15 protein-coding genes are annotated in these 20,146 nt (G+C 70.5%); 6 read left to right on the forward strand and 9 right to left on the reverse strand.

The annotated features are described in order from the left end of the window. Nucleotides 1-67: 67 nt before the first annotated feature. The 4 genes from MET9862_RS06185 to MET9862_RS06200 form a co-directional block, all read right to left on the reverse strand. Complete coding sequence (locus MET9862_RS06185) at nt 68-3,421, reverse strand: efflux RND transporter permease subunit (RefSeq protein WP_142582237.1); 3,354 nt, start codon at nt 3,419-3,421, stop codon at nt 68-70. After that, nucleotides 3,418-6,543, reverse strand: coding sequence for an MdtB/MuxB family multidrug efflux RND transporter permease subunit (locus MET9862_RS06190; RefSeq protein WP_142582238.1), 3,126 nt, complete (start codon nt 6,541-6,543; stop codon nt 3,418-3,420). Before MET9862_RS06190 ends, MET9862_RS06185 begins: the two co-directional genes overlap by 4 nt. A gap of 94 nt (nt 6,544-6,637) precedes the next feature. Beyond that, nucleotides 6,638-8,014: an MdtA/MuxA family multidrug efflux RND transporter periplasmic adaptor subunit gene (locus MET9862_RS06195; protein ID WP_142582239.1), complete on the reverse strand. Its 1,377-nt coding sequence runs from the start codon at nt 8,012-8,014 to the stop codon at nt 6,638-6,640. 145 nt (nt 8,015-8,159) lie between these two features. Then, nucleotides 8,160-8,327, reverse strand: coding sequence for a hypothetical protein (locus tag MET9862_RS06200; protein ID WP_185156768.1), 168 nt, complete (start codon nt 8,325-8,327; stop codon nt 8,160-8,162). Between the two features lie 395 nt (nt 8,328-8,722). Here MET9862_RS06200 and MET9862_RS06205 point away from each other — a divergent pair, with 395 nt between their 5' ends. The 4 genes from MET9862_RS06205 to MET9862_RS06220 all read left to right on the forward strand — a co-directional run bounded on the left by MET9862_RS06205 (nt 8,723) and on the right by MET9862_RS06220 (nt 12,607). Next, nucleotides 8,723-9,874 (forward strand): aminotransferase, encoded by a 1,152-nt coding sequence (locus MET9862_RS06205; RefSeq protein ID WP_142582241.1) that lies wholly within the window; start codon nt 8,723-8,725, stop codon nt 9,872-9,874. A 69-nt stretch (nt 9,875-9,943) separates the two neighbouring features. Further along, nucleotides 9,944-10,420, forward strand: a complete 477-nt coding sequence (locus tag MET9862_RS06210; RefSeq protein ID WP_142582242.1) for a DUF4112 domain-containing protein — start codon at nt 9,944-9,946, stop codon at nt 10,418-10,420. A 25-nt stretch (nt 10,421-10,445) separates the two neighbouring features. After that, entirely contained in the window at nt 10,446-11,681 is a 1,236-nt protein-coding gene (locus MET9862_RS06215) for an ABC transporter permease (RefSeq protein ID WP_438616597.1), read from the forward strand. Between the two features lie 398 nt (nt 11,682-12,079). Then, entirely contained in the window at nt 12,080-12,607 is a 528-nt protein-coding gene (locus tag MET9862_RS06220; RefSeq protein WP_142582243.1) for a Ros/MucR family transcriptional regulator, read from the forward strand. A 43-nt stretch (nt 12,608-12,650) separates the two neighbouring features. Here MET9862_RS06220 and MET9862_RS06225 read toward each other — a convergent pair whose 3' ends face one another. The 3 genes from MET9862_RS06225 to MET9862_RS06235 form a co-directional block, all read right to left on the reverse strand. Beyond that, a complete protein-coding gene (locus tag MET9862_RS06225) occupies nt 12,651-12,968 on the reverse strand; it encodes a hypothetical protein (protein ID WP_142582244.1) in 318 nt (105 codons plus the stop codon). A gap of 214 nt (nt 12,969-13,182) precedes the next feature. After that, nucleotides 13,183-13,848 carry a transglutaminase-like cysteine peptidase gene (locus MET9862_RS06230; protein WP_142582245.1) on the reverse strand — a complete coding sequence of 222 codons (666 nt, stop codon included), beginning with the start codon at nt 13,846-13,848 and terminating at the stop codon, nt 13,183-13,185. A gap of 427 nt (nt 13,849-14,275) precedes the next feature. Further along, nucleotides 14,276-14,926: a response regulator gene (locus MET9862_RS06235; protein ID WP_142582246.1), complete on the reverse strand. Its 651-nt coding sequence runs from the start codon at nt 14,924-14,926 to the stop codon at nt 14,276-14,278. Between the two features lie 280 nt (nt 14,927-15,206). On the opposite strand from MET9862_RS06235, the gene MET9862_RS06240 reads away from it, so the two are divergent. Further along, nucleotides 15,207-16,367: an FIST N-terminal domain-containing protein gene (locus MET9862_RS06240; protein WP_185156764.1), complete on the forward strand. Its 1,161-nt coding sequence runs from the start codon at nt 15,207-15,209 to the stop codon at nt 16,365-16,367. Beyond that, entirely contained in the window at nt 16,364-17,737 is a 1,374-nt protein-coding gene (locus tag MET9862_RS06245) for a hybrid sensor histidine kinase/response regulator (RefSeq protein ID WP_142582248.1), read from the forward strand. The genes MET9862_RS06240 and MET9862_RS06245 overlap by 4 nt, the downstream gene beginning before the upstream one ends. A gap of 94 nt (nt 17,738-17,831) precedes the next feature. On the opposite strand, the gene MET9862_RS06250 is transcribed toward MET9862_RS06245, so the two are convergent. After that, a complete protein-coding gene (locus MET9862_RS06250; RefSeq protein WP_142582249.1) occupies nt 17,832-19,148 on the reverse strand; it encodes a DUF5666 domain-containing protein in 1,317 nt (438 codons plus the stop codon). A 9-nt stretch (nt 19,149-19,157) separates the two neighbouring features. Beyond that, a complete protein-coding gene (locus MET9862_RS06255) occupies nt 19,158-19,997 on the reverse strand; it encodes a DUF6502 family protein (RefSeq protein WP_142582250.1) in 840 nt (279 codons plus the stop codon). Nucleotides 19,998-20,146: the final 149 nt, after the last annotated feature.

Below are 20,146 nucleotides of genomic sequence, written 5' to 3' on the forward strand. Positions count from 1 at the left end.
GGCGCCGGCGCGGCCGGTCGCGGCTGGCCCCCGCGGCGCGCGGGCGACATCGCTCCCGTCTCCACCATCACTCCCCCGCTTGCAGCACGGCCGGTCCGCCGCGGCGGCGACGGCGGGCGTTCACCCGATGCCGGAGGCGGTCGAGGGAGAGGTAGACGACGGGGGTGGTGTAGAGGGTCAGGATCTGGCTCACGATCAGGCCGCCGACGATGGCGATGCCGAGGGGCTGACGCAGCTCCGCACCCTCGCCGCCGCCGATGATCAGCGGCGCCGCCCCGAGAAGGGCCGCCAGCGTTGTCATCATGATCGGGCGGAAGCGCAAGAGGCAGGCCTCGGTGATCGATTCCGAGGGAGAGAGCCCCCGGGTCCGCTCGGCGTCGAGGGCAAAGTCGACCATCATGATCGCGTTCTTCTTCACGATGCCGATGAGCAGGAAGACGGCGATCAGCGCGACGATCGAGAACTCGGTGCCGGTGACGAGGAGCGCCAGCACCGCGCCGATGCCGGCCGAGGGCAGGGTGGAGAGGATGGTCAGCGGGTGCACGAAGCTCTCGTAGAGGATGCCGAGCACCGCGTAGACCGCGAGGATCGCGGCGAGGATCAGCAGCGGCTGGCGCGAGGCACTGGCCTGGTAGTTCTTGGCCGCGCCGGAGAACGAGCCGTGGATGGTGGCGGGCAGCCGGAGCTCCGCCATGGCCCGGTCGATGGCGTTGGTCGCGTCCGAGAGGCTCTTGCCCGGCGCGAGGTTGAAGGAGATCGTGGTCGCCACGAACAGGCCCTGGTGGCTGACCTGCACGGGCGCGTTGCCGGTCTCGAAATGGGCGAAGGCCGAGAGCGGGATCATCGTCTCCTTGGCGGAGGAGACCGGCGCGCTCGACGAGGCGCCGCCCTTCGAGGCGGCGATGGCGTTGGCCGCGGCGTTGCGGGCGGAATCGGAGGCGATGGCCGCCGCCGTGTCGGTGGTGCCCGACGCAGCCGTCGTCGGACCGGTCGTGCTCGTGCTGCCGGAATTCGTGTTGGCGGTGCCGTCGGCCGCCACCGTGCCCGCGACCGCGTTGGTGGTGGCCGAGCCGCGCGCCTTGCCGCCCGAGGTCGAGACGAAGATGCGCTTGAGTGTCTCCGGCGTCTCCAGGTAGCGCGGGTCGATCTCCATCACGACGTGGTACTGGTTGAGCGGATTGTAGATCGTCGAGACCTGCCGCTGACCGAAGGCGTCGTAGAGGGTGTTGTCGATCTTGTCCGGGGTGATGCCGTAGCGGAAGGCGGTGGCCCGGTCGATGACGATGCGGCTTTCCAGGCCGCCCTCCTGCTGGTCGGAGGTGACGTCGGAGAAGGTCGGGTCCTTCTGGAGCGCGGCGAGAAGCTTCGGGGCCGCCGCGTAGAGTTCCTCCGCCGTGTCCCCCTGCAGGCTGTACTGGTACTGGGCGAAGCTCTGGCGCCCGCCCATCTGCAGGTCCTGGCGCGGGAAGACGTAGAGCCGCGCGCCCGCCACCCGTGCGAGCTTCGGGCGGAGGCGGTTCATCACCGTCGAGATCGGGTCGCGCTGGCTGCGCGGCTTCAGCCCGATGAAGGCGTTGGCCGAGTTGGTGCCGCGCCCGCCCGTGAAGGCGACGACGCTGTCGACGGCCGGATCGGCCTGCACGATCGCGGCGGCCTCGCGGAGCTTCTTCTCCATCGCCTGGAAGGAGATGCGCTGGTCGGCCTGGATGCCGCCCATCATCTGCCCGGTATCCTGCTCGGGGAAGAAGCCCTTTGGCACGATGACGTAGAGGTAGACGTTGAGCCCTACCGTCGCGAGCAGCGAGAGCAGCACCAGCCGCGGGTGGCGGAGGGCGACCGCGAGCGTGCGCTCGTAGGCGGCGAGCATCGCCTCGAAGCCCCCTTCGAGGGTGCGCAGGAGGATGTTCGGGCGCTTGCCCGTGCCAGTGGCGCCGCCATGCGCCTCGGGCCTGAGGAGGCGCGCGCACATCATCGGCGTGGTGGTCAGCGACAGCACCAGCGAGATCAGGATCGCCAGCGACAGGGTCAGCGAGAATTCGAGGAAGATTCGGCCGACGAGGCCGCCCATCAGCAGGATCGGCAGGAACACGGCGACGAGCGACAGGCTCATCGAGATCACGGTGAAGCCGACCTCACGGGCGCCGATCAACGCCGCCTCGACCCGGGGCTTGCCCATCTCGATGTGGCGCTGGATGTTCTCAAGCACCACGATGGCGTCGTCCACCACGAAGCCGGTGCCGATGATCAAGGCCATCAGCGAGAGGATGTTGAGCGAGAACCCGAGCAGGTACATCGCCGAGAAGGTGCCGATGATCGAGATCGGCACGGCGACCGCCGGGATCAGGGTGGCGCGGGCCGAGCGCAGGAAGGCGTAGACCACGAGGATCACCAAGGCGACGGCGACCAGCAGGGTCTCCTCGGTGGCGGCCAGCGTCGCGCGGATCGTGGCGCTGCGGTCGCCCGTGAGCTTGATCTCGATGCCGCCCGGCAAGGCGGCCGCGATCTGCGGCAGCGCCTCCTTCACGCCCTTGATGGTCTCGACGACGTTCGAGCCCGGCTGCTTGTAGACGAACAGGATCACGCCCTGCCGCCCGTTCACGAGGCCGAGATTGCGCCGGTCCTCGACGCCGTCGATGATCCGGCCCACATCGGTGAGCCGCACGCCGGCGCCGTTGCGGTAGGCCACGACGATATCGCGGTAATCGTCCGCCTTGCGGCCCTGGTCGTTGGCGTAGAGCTGATAGCGCCGTCCCCCGACCTCGACGTCCCCCTTGGGCGAGTTGGCGTTGGCGCTGGCCAGCGCCGCGCGGATGCCCTCCAGCCCGATGCCGTAGTTGAACAGCGCGGTCGGATCGAGCTCGACCCGCACCGCCGGCAGCGAGGAGCCGCCGATATCGACGTTGCCGACGCCCGGCAGCTGGGAGAGCTTCTGCTGCACCACCGTGGCGGCGGAATCGTAGAGCTGGCCCGGGGTCAGAGTGTCAGAGGTCATCCCGAGGATGATGATCGGCGACTCGGCCGGGTTGAACTTGCGGTAGGTCGGGTTGGTGCGCAGGGAGGCCGGCAGGTCGGCGCGCGCGGCATTGATCGCCGCCTGCACGTCGCGCGCCGCGCCGTCGATGTCGCGGTTGAGGCCGAACAGCAGGACGATGCGCACCGTGCCCGTGGAGCTCGTGGACGTCATCTCGTTGACGTCGGCGATGGCGCCGAGGCGCCGCTCCAGCGGTGCCGCCACCGTCGTCGCCATGGTGTCCGGACTCGCGCCCGCCATCTGGGCCTGGACCAGGATGACGGGGAAGTCGACCTGCGGGAGCGGCGCCACCGGGAGCTTCAGGAAGGCGAAGAGGCCGGCGAGCACGACGCCGATGGTGAGGAGCGTCGTCGCGACCGGGCGCCGGATGAACGGCTCGGAGATGTTCACGGCAGCGCCTCGCCGCCGGCGAGGTCGGGCCCGCGCCGGCCGGTGACGCGCCGCTCCAGGCGGTCGAAGGCGAGGTAGATCACCGGCGTGGTGAACAGGGTCAGAACCTGGCTGACGATCAGGCCGCCCGCGATGCAGATGCCGAGGGGCTGGCGCAGCTCCGAGCCGACGCCCTCGCCGAAGATCATCGGCAAAGCCGCGAAGAGGGCGGCGAGCGTGGTCATCAGGATCGGGCGGAAGCGGAGCAGGCAGGCCTGATAGATGGCCTCGCGCGGGTCCATCCCGTCCTCGCGCTCGGCCTGGAGCGCGAAGTCGATCATCATGATCGCGTTCTTCTTCACGATGCCGATGAGCAACACGATGCCGATGATTGCGATGATGTCGAGGGAGAGCCCGAACAGCATCAGGCCGAGCAGCGCTCCGATCCCCGCCGAGGGCAGGGTCGAGAGGATCGTGATCGGATGGATGAAGCTCTCGTAGAGCACGCCCAGCACGATGTAGACGGTGACGATCGCCGCCATCACCAGGAACAGCTCGTTGCCGAGCGCGGCCTGGAAGGCGAAGACCGAGCCCTGCGGCACCACCCGGAAGGAAGGGGGTAGGTCCACCGCCGCCTTGGCCTGATCGATCGCCTCGATCGCCTGCCCCAGCGCCGCGCCCGGCGCGAGGTTGAAGGATACGGTCGTCGCCGGGAACTGCCCGAGATGCGAGATCAGCAGCGGCGCCCGCCGTTCCGAGATGCGCGCCACCGCCGAGAGGGGCACCTGCCCGTTCGTGGCGGTGGAGGAGGGCAGGTAGATCGTCTCCAGGCTCTCCAGCGTCCGGTGCATGTCCGGATCGGCCTCGAGGATCACCCGGTACTGGTTCGACTGGGTGAAGATCGTCGAGATGATGCGCTGGCCGAAGGCGTCGTAGAGTGCGTTGTCGATGGTCGCCGGCGTGATGCCGTAGCGGCCGGCGGTCGGCCGGTCGATGGTGATATAGGCGGCGAGCCCCTGCGCCTGATGATCGCTCGCCACGTCGGCGACGACGGGCGAGCGGGCGAGCGCCTCGGCGAAGCGTGGCACCCAGGTGTCGAAGGCCTCGAGATCCGGGCTCTCGAGGATGACCTGGTACTGGGTCGCCGAGACGGCGGTGTCGATGGTGAGGTCCTGCACCGGCTGCAGGAAGAGCCGGATGCCGGCCTCGTTCGCCGTCGCCCGGTTGATGCGGCGGATGATGTCGGAGGCGGTCGCGGTACGGGTCTCGCGCGGCTTCAGGTTGATCAGGAAACGGCCGGAATTGAGCGTGACGTTGGAGCCGTCCACCCCGATGAAGGAGGTGAGGCTCGCGACATCCGGATCCTTCAGGATCGTCGCGGCGAGGCGCTGCTGGCGCTCGGCCATGGCGCCGTAGGAGACGGTCTGGTCGGCCTGCGTCACGCCCTGGATCACGCCTGTGTCCTGGACGGGGAAGAAGCCCTTCGGGATCGCCATGAACAGGTAGGCCGTCAGCGCCACCGTGCCCAGCGTCACCAGGAGCGTCAGGCCCTGGTGGTCGAGCACCACGCGCAGCGCCCGGCCATAGGCCGCGATCGTGCCCTCCGTGGCCCGCCGGCCGAGGCGGGACAGGGCGCCCTCGCGCTTGTGCGTCCGGTGCTCCGGCTCGTGCCGCAGGAGCCGCGCGCACAGCATCGGCACGAGGGTCAGCGAGACCACGGCCGAGATCACGATGGTGGCAGCCAGCGTGATCGCGAATTCGTGGAACAGGCGCCCGACCACGTCGCCCATGAACAGGAGCGGGATCAGCACCGCGATCAGCGAGACGGTGAGCGAGATGATGGTGAAGCCGATCTCGCGCGAGCCCTTCAGCGCGGCTTCGAGGGGCGCGTCGCCCTCCTCGACGTGGCGCGCGATGTTCTCGATCACCACGATGGCGTCGTCCACGACGAAGCCGGTGGCGATGGTGAGCGCCATCAGCGAGAGGTTGTCGAGGGAGAAGCCGTAGAGATCCATCACCGGCAGCGCGCCGACGAGGGAGAGCGGCACCGACAGGCTCGGGATCAGCGTTGCCGAGAGGGAGCGCAGGAACAGGAAGATCACCATCACCACGAGGGCGATGGCGAGGCCGAGCTCGAACTGCACGTCGTGCACCGAGGCGCGGATCGTGGTGGTGCGGTCGGTCAGCAGCCCAATCCCGATCGCCGCCGGCATCGAGCTCTGGAGCTGAGGCAGCAGCTCCTTGATCTTGTCGACGGTGGCGATGACGTTGGCGCCCGGCTGGCGCTGGATGTTCAGGATGACGGCGGGCGTCTCGTCGGCCCAGGCCCCGAGCTTGGTGTTCTCGGGCCCGTTCACCACGTCGGCCACGTCCGAGAGCCGCACGGGCGAGCCGTTCCGGTAGGCGATGATCGCGTCCTTGTAGGCGGCGGGGTCGCGGATCTGGTCGTTGGCGTTGATGACGTAGGACTGCTTCGGGCCGTCGATGTTGCCCTTGGGCGTGTTGACGTTGAGGTTGGTGATCGTCGTGCGCAGGTCGTCGATGTTGAGCCCGTAGGCCGCGAGCGCCCGGGCATTGAACCGGATGCGCACGGCCGGGCGCTGGCCGCCCGAGATGCTCACCAGGCCGACGCCCGCCACCTGGCTGATCTTCTGCGCGAGCCGCGTCTCGGCGAGGTCCCGCACCTGGGTCAGCGGCAGGGTCTTCGAGGTCAGCGCGAGGGTCAGGACCGGCGCGTCGGCCGGGTTCACCTTGGCATAGATCGGCGGCGCCGGGAGGTCCGACGGCAGCAGGTTGCCGGCGGCGTTGATCGCCGCCTGGACCTGCTGCTCGGCGATGTCCAGGGAGAGGTCCAGGCTGAACTGCAGCGTGATGACCGAGGCGCCCGCCGAGCTCTGCGAGGTCATCTGGTTGAGGTTGGCGAGCTGGCCGAACTGCCGCTCCAGAGGCGCCGTCACCGCCGAGGTCATCACCTCGGGGCTCGCGCCCGGATAGAAGGTCTGCACCTGGATCGTCGGATAATCGACGGAGGGCAGGGCCGAGACCGGCAGGTTCAGGTACGACACCCCGCCCACGATCAGGATCGCCAGCATCAGCAGCGTGGTGGCGACCGGGCGCAGGATGAAGAGGCGGGACGGGTTCACCAACCGCCTCCGGTCGTCAGGTCAGCAGACCCTCTCCCCCCCTGCGGGGGGAGGGCCGCGTCTCCCCCCCGGGGGGGGGGGGGGGACCCCGGTGTCACCCCTCCCCTCGGCACTGCCGCCGGGGGGCGGCGCCCCGGGGGGGCCCCGCGGCGCCCTCCGGCGGCGCCGGGGCCGGGGGCGCGGCGGCCCGGGGCCCGGGGCCGCCCGGATGCACCTGGCTCTGCGCGCCGGCGCCGCTCGTCACCCGTACGGGCGCGCCGTCCCGCAGACGGTCGGTCCCGTCGGTGACGACCCGGTCTCCCGCTTTGAGCCCGTCGAGCACCACGGTGCGGGTGCCGTCGGTCTCGCCCGTCTTGATCGGACGGACGCTGACCTTCTCGTCCCCGTCCATCAGATAGACGTAGGTGCCCGGCGTGCCCTGGAGGATCGCGGCGGTCGGCACCAGGGGCGCGTTCGTCACCGTGTCGACGGTGAGCTTGGCGTTGACGAACTGGTTCGGGAACAAGGCCTCGTCGTCGTTCTGGAACAGGGCACGCAGCTTCACCGTGCCGGTGGTCACGTCGATCTGGTTGTCCACCGTGTCGAGGGTGCCGGTGGCGATCTCGTGGGCATCGCCGCGGTCGTAGGCGCGCACCGTGAGCTTGGCGCCAGCGCGCACCCGCTGCATCACCCGCGCCACGTCGTCCTCGGGCAGCGTGAACACCACCGAGATCGGGTGGAGCTGCGTGACCACCACGATCGCGGTGCTACCGGCGGTGATGTAGTTGCCCTGATCGACCTGACGCAGGCCCACGCGCCCGTCCACCGGCGAGACGATGCGGGTATAGGCGATGTTGAGCCTCTGCTGGTCCACGAGGGCCTGATCGGCGGCGACGGTGCCCTCGTTCTGCTTCACCAGGGCGCCCTGCGTGTCGACGTTCTGCTTCGAGATCGAATCCTGCTGCGACAGGCGCCGGAAGCGCTCGAGGTCGAGCTTGGAATTCTGCAGCAGCGCCTGATCGCGGGCGAGCTGGCCCTGGTACTGCGCGAGCAGGGCCTCGTAGGGGCGGGAATCGATCTGGGCGAGGTAGTCGCCGCGCTTCACGGTCTGGCCTTCGCGGAAGCCGATCTCGGTCAGGTAGCCGCTGATCTGGGAGCGCATGGTCACGGTGGCGAGCGGCGTCACCGTGCCGAGCCCCTGCAGCACCACGGGAATGGTGCCGGTCTCCACCGCGGCGACGCCGACCGCCTGCGGCATGTCGTGACCGCCGAAGCCGCCGCGCCGGCCGCCCTTGCCGTGGACGGCGGCGGCCTCGCCCTCGGGCTTCTGGCGCGCGTCGTACCAGCGGTGCGCGAGCGCGCCGACGCCGAGCAGCGCGACGAGCAGCAGCATCCAGCGCAGCGGCCTGGCGCGGCGCCGTGTCGGCCCGGGCTCCAGATCCGGCTGGTAGGCCCGAGCAGTGTCCGTGCGGATCGGTGAACTCTCGTTCATGCCTGATCAGAACATCTTTCCCAGCGGCGCGCGCCGGCCGAAGCCTCGGAATCTCGGTCGAACGCCCACCTTCGTCATCGGGACGGCATCCGCGGCGAAAGCGCCCGTCGCGCCGCGAAGACCCTGCCGGCCCAATGCGGTCTCACTACGGCGCCGACGTTTCGCGCATGTTGCCGGCGGCGGCCTGCCCATCCGCGCCGTAGTAACGCACCACCTCGCGGAAGGACGCGTCGGCCGGCGTCACCGGCAGGGCCAGACGCAGGGTGACCCCGAGGGCGCCGAGGGCGAGAGCGAGGACAAGGCAGGTTCGCATCGGCAGACTCCGGGACGCGGCTGGAATCGTAGCGCGGATGCGTCGCGCCGTGCACGCGAAAAGGGCCGCCAACAGGTTGGCGGCCCTATCCGTCCACGACCGGAACGACGCCTTCGGAGATGCCGGACGAGGGGGCGAAGTCCTGCACCGCGCGGCGTCGTCCCGGCCGTGTGCTCAGAGAGGTACCTCACGACTGATGAAAGTCAACAATCGTCAGCCCGGATCGGCTGAGCAGGGGTTGGGGGCGTGCGCTGGCGCACGCTGCGGTTGCTTTTCCTCGTTGTCGTCCAACCCCGCGCCGGACGGTTCCGCACGCCGGATCCGCCTGTTATCAGGGCGGCCATGTGCCTGGCCCTTCCAGCCCGCCCAGCCGCCGTCGAATCGGTCTGCGGGCCATGAATCCCGTCTTCGCCGATCTGCCCACAACGGTGTTCGAGCGGATGTCGGCGCTCGCCCGGGTGCATGATGCGGTCAATCTCGGCCAGGGCTTCCCCGACGATCCCGGCCCCGCCGACATCCGCGCGGTCGGCGCGCAGGCCCTGATCGCGGGCAACAACCAGTACCCCCCGATGATGGGGCTGCCGGAGCTGCGGGCCGCGATCGCCGTACACTACGGCCGGCACCAGGGGCTCGCCCTCGACGCCGAGCGCGAGGTGATGGTGACCTCGGGCGCCACCGAGGCGCTTGCCGGCGCCCTGATGGCGCTGATCGAGCCCGGCGACGAGGTGGTGCTGTTCGCGCCCATGTACGACGCCTACCTGCCGCTGGTCCGGCGTGCGGGCGGCGTGCCGCGGATCGTCCCCTTGCAGCCGCCGGCTTTCCGCCTGGAGGAAGCCGCGCTCGCGGAGGCCTTCTCGCCGCGCACTCGCGTGGTGCTGCTCAACAACCCGCTCAATCCGAGCGCCACCCTGTTCGGCGCGGACGACCTCGCCCGGCTCGCCGCCGTCTGCCGCCGCTTCGATGTGATCGCCGTCTGCGACGAGGTCTGGGAGCACGTGGTCTTCGACGGCGCGCGGCACCTGCCCCTGATGGCGCTGCCCGGCATGCGCGAGCGCACGGTGAAGATCGGCTCGGCCGGCAAGATCTTCTCGCTCACCGGCTGGAAGGTCGGCTTCGTGATGGCCGATGCCGGCCTGATGCGGGTGCTCGCCAAGGCGCACCAGTTCCTCACCTTCACCACGCCGCCGAACCTGCAGGCGGCGGTCGCCTACGGTCTCGCCAAGGATGAGGCCTATTTCACGGGGATGCGCGCCGGCTATGCCCGCGCCCGCGACCGGCTGGCGGAGGGGCTGAGCGGACTCGGCTACCGCGTGCTGCCGGCGCAGGCGACATGGTTCCTCAATATCGACATCACGCCGTTCGGGGGCGACGACGTCGCCTTCTGCGAGGCGCTCGTCAGCCGCCACCGGGTTGCGGCGATCCCCGTGAGCGCCTTCTACCCGGGGGGCGCGGTGCGCCACCTCGCGCGCCTCTGCTTCGCCAAGGCCGACGCCACGATCGACAGGGCTCTCGAGCGGATGGCCGATGCCCGGCGGAGCGCGGTGTGAGCGGCCGGCTTGCGGGGCGCGCACGCCGGGGCCACATCGCAGGGCATGAGTTCGACCCGGATCCCCGCGATGGATGTCTCCCAGGCCGCCTTCCACCGGGGCGCCGCCCCCGATCCGCGCGCCGGCACGCGCGCCCGGCCGCATCCGCCGGCCGATACGAGCCCCGAGGCCAGCCTCGCCAGGCTGGAGACCCTGGCCCACATCCTCGACACGGCCTTCCTGATTCCCGGCATCAACCGCCGGGTCGGCCTGGAGGCGGTGATCGGCCTCGTCCCGGTGGTCGGCGACATCGCCGGCGCCGTCATCTCGTCCTACATCGTGTACGAGGCCAAACGCCTGGGCGCCCCGCGCTGGCTGATCGCCCGCATGGCGCTGAACGTCGCCTTCGACGGCGCGGTCGGCATCGTGCCGCTGGCGGGCGACCTGTTCGATGCGGCCTTCAAGGCCAACCGCCGCAACGTGCGCCTGCTGCGCCGCTGGATGGAGCGCAGCGGGACGGTGCGGCCGAGCGAGATCGAGGGCACGGCCGTCCGGCTCGACGGCTGAGGTCGTTTCTGGAGGGGCGGAGCCGTTGAACGAACACACCCGCCCCGATCCCGCCCGCCCGCCGGAGGCCGAGGCGATCGGCTTGCCCATGCCCGGGGCTCAACCGGTCGTGCCACGCCCCGAGGGTGACGAGCCCTCAAGCCCGCCGCCGGCCGCTCCGGCCCGGCGCGGCTTTCTGTCGCCGCTCAACCGACGCCGCCTGCAGAACTTCCGCGGCAACCGGCTCGGCTACTGGTCCTTCCTGATCTTCATGGGGCTGTTCGTCGTCAGCCTCTTCGCGGAGGTGATCGCCAACGACCGTCCGATCCTCGTCTCCTACAAGGGCGAGTGGCTGGTGCCGGTCCTGGTGGATTATCCCGAGGAGAAGTTCGGCGGATTCCTGGCGCAGACGGATTACCGCTCGCCCGAGATCGCCAAGGAGATCAGCGAGAACGGCTGGGCCCTCTGGCCGCCGATCCCGTTCTCCTACAACACGATCAACAACGACCTGCCGACCCCATCCCCGTCCCCGCCCACTTGGATGCTCTCCGACGCGCAGTGCAAGGTCGCGGCCGAGGCGGTCGGAGGCACCGGCTGCCGGGATATCCCCTGGCACTGGCTCGGCACCGACAACACCACCCGGGACGTTCTGGCCCGGGTGATCTACGGCTTCCGCATCTCGGTCCTGTTCGGGCTGATCCTCGCCGCAGTCTCGTCGGTCGTCGGCGTGATCGCTGGGGCCGTGCAGGGCTATTTCGGCGGCTGGGTGGATCTGAGCTTCCAGCGCTTCATCGAGGTCTGGGGCGGGATCCCGACCCTCTACCTGATCATCATCATCTCGGCCTTCATCGCCCCGGGCTTCTTCGTGCTGCTCGGAATCATGCTGCTCTTCTCCTGGGTGGCGCTCGTTAGCGTCGTCCGGGCCGAATTCCTGCGCGCGCGCAATTTCGAGTACGTGCGCGCCGCCCGCGCCCTCGGGCTGTCGAACCTGCGCATCATGACCGTGCATCTCCTGCCGAACGCCATGGTCGCCACGCTGACCTTCCTGCCCTTCATCCTGAACGGCTCGATCACCACGCTGACCTCGCTGGACTTCCTCGGATTCGGCCTGCCTCCCGGCTCACCCTCGCTCGGCGAGCTGCTGGCTCAGGGCAAGGACAATCTCAACGCCCTCTGGCTCGGGCTCACCGCCTTCTTCGTCATCGCGGCGATGCTGAGCCTGCTCGTCTTCGCGGGCGAGGCGGTGCGCGACGCGTTCGATCCGCGGAAAACGTTTTCCTGAACATCACGTCCTGTCGTGGGCCCGCGCCGCCGGATCGACAGCAATCGACCGGGGCGCAGACGCATTCCCGCCGCGCTTCGGCGTGTTTCGCCGGCCCCGTCGCCGGCTGCCGCGTCATCTGGCCGACAAGTCTGAATGTTGCCAGCACGTTAAGCGATCCGTGCCCAGGAATGAGCCCGGGCGAGGCTGCGGCGCAGCATTCGCACCCCGGATAAAGCTGGATCCGCAGCGACGCCGATAAACCGAGCTCAGGGCGAGAGAGCTCGCTGAACCTGATCCAGAGGGATAAGGGGTCTAATCACAGAGAAATGACATTTCATCCTTGCTTTCTTTGACCATTATCATACCTCGCTGCGAGGGGGACCCTGGGCCGTCGGCAAGGTACGAGGATCGCAAGTATGTCTGATACCGTCACACAATCGCAGCCGAACTACATCGAACGAACGGTCGATGTCGTCGCGGCCTACGTCTCGAACAACTCGATCCCGACCGCTGAGCTGCCGGCGCTGATCGCCAGCATCCACGAGGCGCTGAACACGATCGCTGCCGGCCCGGCCCAGCAACCCGCCGAGAGCGTCGAGAAGCCGACTTCTGCGCAGATCCGCAAGTCGATCCGGCCCGATGGACTGATCAGCTTCATCGACGGCAAGTCCTACAAGACGCTCAAGCGGCACCTGACCAAGCACGGCCTCGATCCGCAGGGGTATCGCGAGCGCTACGGCCTGCCGCCGGACTACCCGACCACTTCGGCGAACTATTCGGCGCAGCGCTCGGCTCTGGCCAAGAGCCTCGGTCTGGGCCAGCCGGGCCGCTCGACCGTCGCCGAGAAGGCGGAGGAACCCGCGCCGGCTCCCGAGCCCGAGGCGCCGGCCCGCAGCACCCGTCGCAAGGGCGGCTCCCGCCGCAAGTCCGTCGAGACCGCCTGAGCGGTTCGGCTCGGAGCGCTTCCCACCGGTCCGGGGGAGCGCCTCACAGCGCGGCGCGGCGGCCGAGCAGCCAGCCGCGGGCGCGTGCCAGAAGCGCTGGGCGCGCCTCGGCCGCTTCCGCGGCATCGACCAGCGGCGAGGTCGCGAGCGCGTCGAGATAGGCCTGCTCCGCCTCGCGGCAGGCCCGAAGCGCCGCGTCGGCGGCGAGCATCCGGCTGGTCAGCCGCGACTGGATCCCGAAATTGCTGTTCAAGCAGCCCTGCCAGGTGGCGTGCCGCGCACCGGCTTCGCTGGCCTGAACCGGGCCGCCCAGCGCGAAGGCCAGGGCGAGAGATCCGGCGATGGCTGAAGATCGGATCATGGTGAAGGCGCCGCTAGCGAACGCGGCAGCCTCGCGCGATCGGTGTTAAGATCGCGCTAACTGTCTCACGCCGGGGTCCGTCCCGGACCGGGACGGGTGCGAGCGCCGTCCCTGCGCGCGCTGCAATCGGGAAGGGCTTCAAGTCTTTGGTGTGCCGCGCGCGCTCTCGCCGATCCGGTCTCCACGTCGGCGGAGAGCGCTCTGGCCGACGCCGTCAGCGGTTGGCGGTCATGGCGGGGGAGGTGACGCCGCCGAGCGAGACCCAGGCCACCGCGTCCTGGCTCTCGCGCTTGACGAAGACGTAGCCGGTGCGGTGCCAGGGCAGGATCTGGCTGGTCTTGTTGTCGAGCACGAGGTCGCCGCGGTCGGTGATCAGCGTCAGCACCGCGTGGCCCTCGCCCTTCTCGTCGATCACCACCGTCATGCGCATCGCCCGCTTCGGCAGGCCGGCCGCGGCCAGAAGGTGGCGCTTCAGGAGCTGGTAGTCCTCGCAATCGCCGATGCCGTCCTCGGCGAGGTCCCAGCGGTCGGGCACGCCCAGATGATCCATGTCGGTCATCGCGCGCACGCTCTTGTTGACCCGCTTGTTCACCGCCACGATCTGCGCCCAGCTCGCCGCGGTCAGCGTGATGCGCGCCGGCTCGGCGCTGCTGACCGCGCATTCGGCCGCGTAGGACTGGCAGAAGGTCACCCAGGCCGCAATCGGCTTCGCCGCGCCGAGGGGCTCCGCGAAGCTCGGGCTGGCCGGCAAGGAGGCCAGCGTCTGGGCGGTGGCGGGAGCGGCCATACCGAGAGCGAGAAGAACACTGGCGGCGAGGCCCCGCAGGGTTCCCGTGCGGGCCGTCACACCATCCCGCCGCTTCGAAATCGGGAATTGCATGGCCTTCGACCCAACCCGTTAAGCTCTCGTTAACGAAAGCTCTCACGCCCGGGCCTGCCCGGCAATCGGCAGCTTAACAAAAGGTTAATCGTGTGGGCAACGTGGGAAACTCGACGTCCCGCTGGCCCGCGTCCTGGCATGCACAGCGAAGATCGCGCGGCGGCACCGGGCGGGATGCCGCAGGTCCGCAGGATGGCGCGTGTCCGGGCTCAGCGGGGCCGGCATGCGCGTCGGCGGGCCGACGCGCGCTGCGGCTCGGCAAGCCGCGCGGGTCCGGCGGGGAATGGGCGGGCGGACCGTGGAAAGCCGGTCCTCCCGGCCTCATCCGATATCCGGTCGATCCTTCGGGATGGCGGATGTCGACGTCGCTCGAGCGCCGCACGGGTTTGCCGATCCGGTTGCCGCTTGGGATCGAGCGGAAACCGGATCAGCCCACGCGGGCGTTGTGGATCTGCTCGAAATCGAGGGGCGCCGTATCGATCACGATCTGCGTCCGGCTGATGACCTCCAGCTTGCGCAGGATCTCGGACACATGCGCCTTCACCGTGGAGTCGCCCACCTGCAGCTCGTGGGCGATCTGCTTGTTGAGCTTGCCCTGCCGGATCATCATCAGCACCCGCAATTGCTGCGGGGTGAGCCGGGCGACGCGCTCGGCGAGCGGGGTCTTGCGCGCGCGCTGCGGGGGCGCCTCCAGGCCCTGCGGGATGACAAGTGCCCCGCTGAGCACGTCGGCGATGGCCCGGGTCAGGGTCGCCTTGTCCACGGCCTTGGGCACAAAGCCCGCCGCTCCGTGCTGGAGCGCCTCGTGCATGATGCGCGGATCCTCGTGGCCGGAGACGACGAGGATCGGCACGCGGGGGAAGCGGGTCCGCACGGTGACGAGCCCGTCGAAGCCGGTCACGCCCTGCATCGAGAGGTCGAGCAGGGTGAGGTCGATGCCGCGATTCTCGGACAGGATCTCGCAGGCGCGCGCGATCCCGTCGGCCTCGTGCAGCACCGCATCCGGATGGGCGAGCCGGATCGCGCTCGCGAGCGCGTCCCGGAACAGGGGATGGTCGTCGACGATCAGCAGCTGCATGGGCGCGCTCCCCCCGCGCTCGTTCGGAGCCCGCCCCGTTCGGGGTCGGCGCGGGCATTGTCCATGAAGCGCCGCGCGCAAACAATGGCCGCGGCCTCGGCCATTGGTCCGAGATGCGAGGCCGGTCGAAGGCCCAGCGGCGGCCAAGCTCCGGATTTGACTTGTGAAAACCGGTGCCGTTGCGTGTTTCGGTTGTGCCCGACATAATCTTCGCCCGGTGAGAGCGGGCATCAAGCTCGCCGCACGGGCCATGGGGTGGAAATTGGCGCAAGGAACGCGGATGCGCGCGCATCTGTGCGGCATCAAGACGGCCTGGACCGAAGCTGTGTCGCCCGAGGCGGCCGCGGCCGAGATCGCCCGTGCCGTGGGCGTGGGCATGGCGCAGCTCGTCGTCTTCTTCTCGCCCGATTACGACCCCGAGACGCTGTTGCGGGCGCTGGAAGCGCAGGTGCCTGGCACCGCGATCGCGGGCTGCACCACCTCCGGCACGATCTGCCCCGAGGGCGGCATCGATCGCGGCCTCGTGGCGATCGCCTTCCCCCGCAGCGGCTTCCGCATCGTCTCGACGCTGCTCGACGCGATCGACAATCTCGATGTCGAGCGCACGGCCTCGGCGGTGCGGGCGCTGCGCCGGACCCTCGATCCCGAATACGACCGCGCCGGCGATCCCGCCCGGCGGCCCGAGCGCTGCTTCGCCCTCTCCCTGATCGACGGGCTCGCCAATGCCGAGGAGACCGTGGTCTCGGCCATCGCCTGGGCCCTCGACGGGATCCCGCTGGTCGGCGGCTCGGCGGGCGACGATCTCACCTTCCGCGACGCGGTGGTGCTGCATGGCGGCCGGATCCACCGCCGCGCCGCGGTGCTCATGCTGGTGGAGACCGACTACCCGGTCCAGATCTTCAAGAGCGACAATTTCGAGCCGACCCGGACCAAGTTCGTGGTCACCGCCTCCGACGGCGAGCGCCGCATCGTGCACGAGCTGAACGCCGAGCCGGCCGCGCGCGAATACGCGATGGCCGTCGGGCTCGATCCGGAGAGGCTCTCACCGATGAGCTTCGCCGCCTATCCCCTCGCGGTGAAGGTCGGCGGCGAGTATTTCTGCCGCTCGATCCGGCACCTCAACCCGGACGGGTCCTTGAGCTTCTTCTGCGCCATCGACGAGGGCGTGGTGCTGACGCTGGCCGAGCCGCGCGACATCGTCGCCACCACCCGCGCGGAGCTGTCCCGCCTCGACGACCTCATCGGCGGCATCGACCTGATCATCGGCTTCGAGTGCGTGCTGCGCCGCCTCGACGCGGAGGGACGGCAGGTGCGGCAGAGCATCGCCGACCTGTACCGGCGCTACAGCGTCGTCGGTTTCGAGACCTACGGCGAGCAGTACCGCGCGATGCACCTGAACCAGACCTTCACCGGCATCGCCATCGGCAAGCTGCCGCAATGAACCTGCGCACGATCCCGCCCGGACCGGCATCCGAGACCGAGGCTGAGCTGCGGCGGCGCATCGAGAAGCTGGAGCGCATCAACGCCGCGCTGATGGCCCATGTCGAGCGCTCCACCGACCAGCAGGGGGGCGCCTACGCCCTGTTCCAGACGGCCATCACCCTCGAGGGCCGCGTCCGCAGCCGCACCGAGGAGCTGACCGGGCTGATGCATCGGCTCGAGCGCTCCAACGCGGCGCTGGTCTCGGCCAAGGAGGAGGCGGAGAACGCCAACCGGTCGAAGACCCGCTTCCTGGCGGCGGCGAGCCACGACCTGCTCCAGCCCCTCAACGCGGCGCGCCTGTCCCTCTCGGCGCTCGCCGATCTGCCGCTCTGCTCCGACGCCACCGTGGTCGCCGGTCAGGTCGAGCGCGGCCTGCAGACCATCGAGGATCTGATCAAGACGCTGCTCGACATCTCGAAGCTCGATGCGGGCATCGTGCGGCCGCAGCTGCGTCCCCTGTCCCTGCCCGACCTCCTCGCCGGGCTCGCCGCGAGCTTCAAGCCCTTCACCGAGCGCAAGGGCCTGCGCCTCGTGGTGCGCTGCCCCGACCTGACGGTGGAGAGCGACGGCATCCTGCTCCAGCGCATCCTGCAGAACCTCGTCTCGAACGCGGTGCGCTACACGGCCTTCGGCGGTGTGATGATCCTGGCCCGCACCCGCGGCGACCAGGTCCGGATCGACGTGGTCGATACGGGCTGCGGCATCGCGGCGGAGGAGCGCGAGCTCGTCTTCGACGAGTTCTACCGCGGCGGCACGCGCCGGGCCGCCCAAGGGGGCGAGGTCAGCGAGCCGGGCCTCGGGCTCGGGCTCTCGATCGTCCGCCGCATGGCTGCGGCGCTGGGGCATCCGCTCGCGCTCGCCTCGCGGCCGGGCCACGGCACCCGCGTTTCCCTGACCCTGCCGCCGAGCGCGGCGCCGCCCGAGCCCGAGATCCGGCCCGCCCCGGTGGCGACCCGGCTCTCCGGGGCCCGGATCCTGATCGTGGAGAACGACGCCTCCACGGCGGATGCCCTCAAGCGCCTGCTGCAGAACTGGGACGCCCGGGTCGCCGCCTTCCGCGATCTCGCCGGCGTGCGCGCGGCGATCGAGGGCGGCGCGACCGCTCCCGACATCCTGATCCTCGACTACCATCTCGACGACGGGGCCTGCGGCCTGGAGGTGGCGCACTATCTGCGGGCGCTGCGCGCGGCGCCGTTGCCCGTCATCCTCACCACCGCCGACTACAGCCCCGAGATCGAGGCGGAGGCGGAGGCCTGCGGCGTCGAATTGGTGCGCAAGCCGATCAAGCCGGCACAGCTGCGCTCGCTCCTCACCTACATGCTGGCGTGAGCGGCCCTTGAGCCGCGCCCGAGGACGTCGCGATACCCTCGAGGATGGCCGCGTTCCCCCTCGCCGAACCGGCTCCCCTTCGGCGGAGACGGCTCTAGCGCCGGCCGCCGCCGAAGCCGCCGCCCGGGGCGCCTCCGCCGCCGAAGCCGCCCGCCCCGCCGAAGCCGCCCGGTCCGCCGCCGGCGCCCGGCATGTTGAGGCCGCCCGGTGCGCCGTAGCCCCGTCCCGGCCCGCCGAATCCTCCGGGCCCCCCGGAATCGGGGACGCCGAGCATCCCCGAGCCCGGCCGCGTATCGATGCCGCGCGGTGCCTCGAAGCCGCCGCGCGGAGCCGGCCCCGGGCCGGGCCCGCGCACCGGCCCATGTCCGGGTTCCGGTCCCTGTCCCGGCAGGCCGCGCAGATCGAGCTTGTCACGCTCGAAGCGCGGCTGGTTCTGGAGACCGTCCCGGGGCGCCTGGAAGCGATCGGACAAGGGTTCCGTCGGGGCGAGCCGGTTCTCGATGCGCAGGCGCTCCAGCGTCAGGCGCCCGTCGCCCGCCACCTCCGTGGTGAGCACCGCCCGCACGGCGCCGGAGCGTGGCATGGCCACAGCCGAGCCCCCCGCCACGTCGAGCCCGGAGCCGAGGGCGATGCCGCCCTTGCGGCGGCCGATATAGGCCTCGATCGAGGCGGTGCGGATCCCCGGCGGCAGCCCGGCCTCGGCCGCATCCGTCACCGTGAGGGTGTCGCCCGCCGCCCGGCCGCTCACGGCGGCGCGGCGCCCGGCCACCAGGGCTTGCCCGCCGGCGAGCCGTAAGCCCCCGATCATCGGCGTCCCGTCCTTCGCCCTGTGGACCGGTCCGGCGACCCGGTCGGGGCCGCCGGCACGTGGCTCGATCAGGCTCGCGACCACGATTCCGTCCGGACGGCGCAGGCCGCTGACCGCCACGCGCTGGCCGACGCTCCAGGGGCCGCCCGCTAGACCTGCCACCGCGACGCGCTGGCCGAGCACGGTGAGCCGGTCCCGGCCGACCGCCTGGATCACGCCGACCACCTCGCTCGTCACGTCGATGCGCCGGGTCGCGAGGCCGCTCTCCTCGGGGCGCGCCACGACGCGGACCACCTGACCGATCCGCAGGTCGGAGGCCTTGGCCGGCGCCCCGTCGATGCGCACTGCCACGTCCTCGGGATAGCTGATGCGCAGGTCGTTCACGACGATCGAGCCGAAGCGGCGGATCGTGCCGATCACGCCCGTGCCGCCGATGCCGCGGTCACCCTCGCCGGGGGGCTCGGTCGGGCGGGCGCCGGTGCCGCCGATGCCCTGGTCGCGGATCGGCGCCTCCTGTGCAGGCGTGGGCCGCGGCAGCAGCGATCCGCCGAGGCCCGCGAGAAGGCGCAGGGCGAGGCGGCGATTCAGGGAGCGCGGGGGCACGGCCGGCTCTCAGCGGGCGGCCGGGGCCTGGGGCGAGGCGGGGGCCGCCTCGGCGTAGACGTAGATCCCGAAATTCCAGCGATGCTCGCCGCCGGGATCGCCCTGGCAGGCGGCATGGGCCTCGCGGTTGGCCTGGTGGAGGGCCTCCATCGCGATCTCGCGGGCGCGCGCCTCCAGGCGCTTGGCCAGGTCCTCGGAGAGCCCGTCGTAATGGACCGCCCGCTCCAGGAAGCGCGGCGCCTCGCCGACGATGTTGGCGACGCTCGCGGCGATGTGGTCGTGCAGGTTGCGGCCGAAATAGTAGAGCTGCGGCTCGCCGCCGCCCTTCGGCACGTAGGCGCCCTCCGCCAGTACGATCCGGTCCTCCGCGTCGAGGGTGGCGAGCCCCCGGTCGAGCCACTCGTCGAGCACGGCGCGCGGGCGCAGGTCGCGGGTGACGCCGGAGACGAGGGCCTCGAAGGAGGGGGTCTCGCCGGGGGCCGCGCGCGGCAGCGGCAGGGGCCGGCCCTGGCCGTCGGTGAAGCGCGGGTCGGCGAGCCAGCGCGCGATGATCCGGCTGGTGCGCGAGACGACGGCGGGCACCGCGCTCACCGGCGCGCCCGCACCGCGCAGGCGCCGCACCTCCTTGCGGTGGATCCCTGTGAGCAGCGAGACGCGGCTGTCGGTCTGCTCCTTCCCGGGGAGCGCGAAGTCGTACTCGGCGACGTTCACGTAGAGTTCGCGCAGCAGGTTCGTGAGCGCCGGGAAGGTGATGCCGCGCGCCACGAACAGGCGCACCAGCGGGCGCAGCAGGCGCGCCACGGGCGCATGCAGGGCGGCATCCTCCGAGGTTGCGTTTCCATCCGACATGGCGCGGACCATAGCGAAGGCCTCGTGGGACACAATCCCACGACGTGCGGTGTCGCACCAGGATGCACCGAAACTCCGTTGACGTGGGATTTTTGCACACGTACATCGATTGCGTGGTCAAATTTCCCACGAACTCGCGGAGAGGCGAA

The sequence above is a fragment of the Methylobacterium symbioticum genome (assembly GCF_902141845.1).
In the GTDB taxonomy this organism is placed as follows: Bacteria; Pseudomonadota; Alphaproteobacteria; order Rhizobiales; family Beijerinckiaceae; genus Methylobacterium; species Methylobacterium symbioticum.

Bases quoted from the DNA above. Each gene is read 5' to 3' on its own strand.
- MET9862_RS06195 (WP_142582239.1), bottom strand. From the start codon at position 8,014: ATGAACGAGAGTTCACCGATCCGCACGGACACTGCTCGGGCCTACCAG.
- MET9862_RS06230 (WP_142582245.1), bottom strand. From the start codon at position 13,848: ATGCAATTCCCGATTTCGAAGCGGCGGGATGGTGTGACGGCCCGCACG.
- MET9862_RS06255 (WP_142582250.1), bottom strand. From the start codon at position 19,997: ATGTCGGATGGAAACGCAACCTCGGAGGATGCCGCCCTGCATGCGCCC.
- MET9862_RS06210 (WP_142582242.1), top strand. From the start codon at position 9,944: ATGGATGTCTCCCAGGCCGCCTTCCACCGGGGCGCCGCCCCCGATCCG.
- MET9862_RS06240 (WP_185156764.1), top strand. From the start codon at position 15,207: ATGCGCGCGCATCTGTGCGGCATCAAGACGGCCTGGACCGAAGCTGTG.
- MET9862_RS06225 (WP_142582244.1), bottom strand. From the start codon at position 12,968: ATGATCCGATCTTCAGCCATCGCCGGATCTCTCGCCCTGGCCTTCGCG.
- MET9862_RS06235 (WP_142582246.1), bottom strand. From the start codon at position 14,926: ATGCAGCTGCTGATCGTCGACGACCATCCCCTGTTCCGGGACGCGCTC.
- MET9862_RS06245 (WP_142582248.1), top strand. From the start codon at position 16,364: ATGAACCTGCGCACGATCCCGCCCGGACCGGCATCCGAGACCGAGGCT.
- MET9862_RS06220 (WP_142582243.1), top strand. From the start codon at position 12,080: ATGTCTGATACCGTCACACAATCGCAGCCGAACTACATCGAACGAACG.
- MET9862_RS06205 (WP_142582241.1), top strand. From the start codon at position 8,723: ATGAATCCCGTCTTCGCCGATCTGCCCACAACGGTGTTCGAGCGGATG.
- MET9862_RS06200 (WP_185156768.1), bottom strand. From the start codon at position 8,327: ATGCGAACCTGCCTTGTCCTCGCTCTCGCCCTCGGCGCCCTCGGGGTC.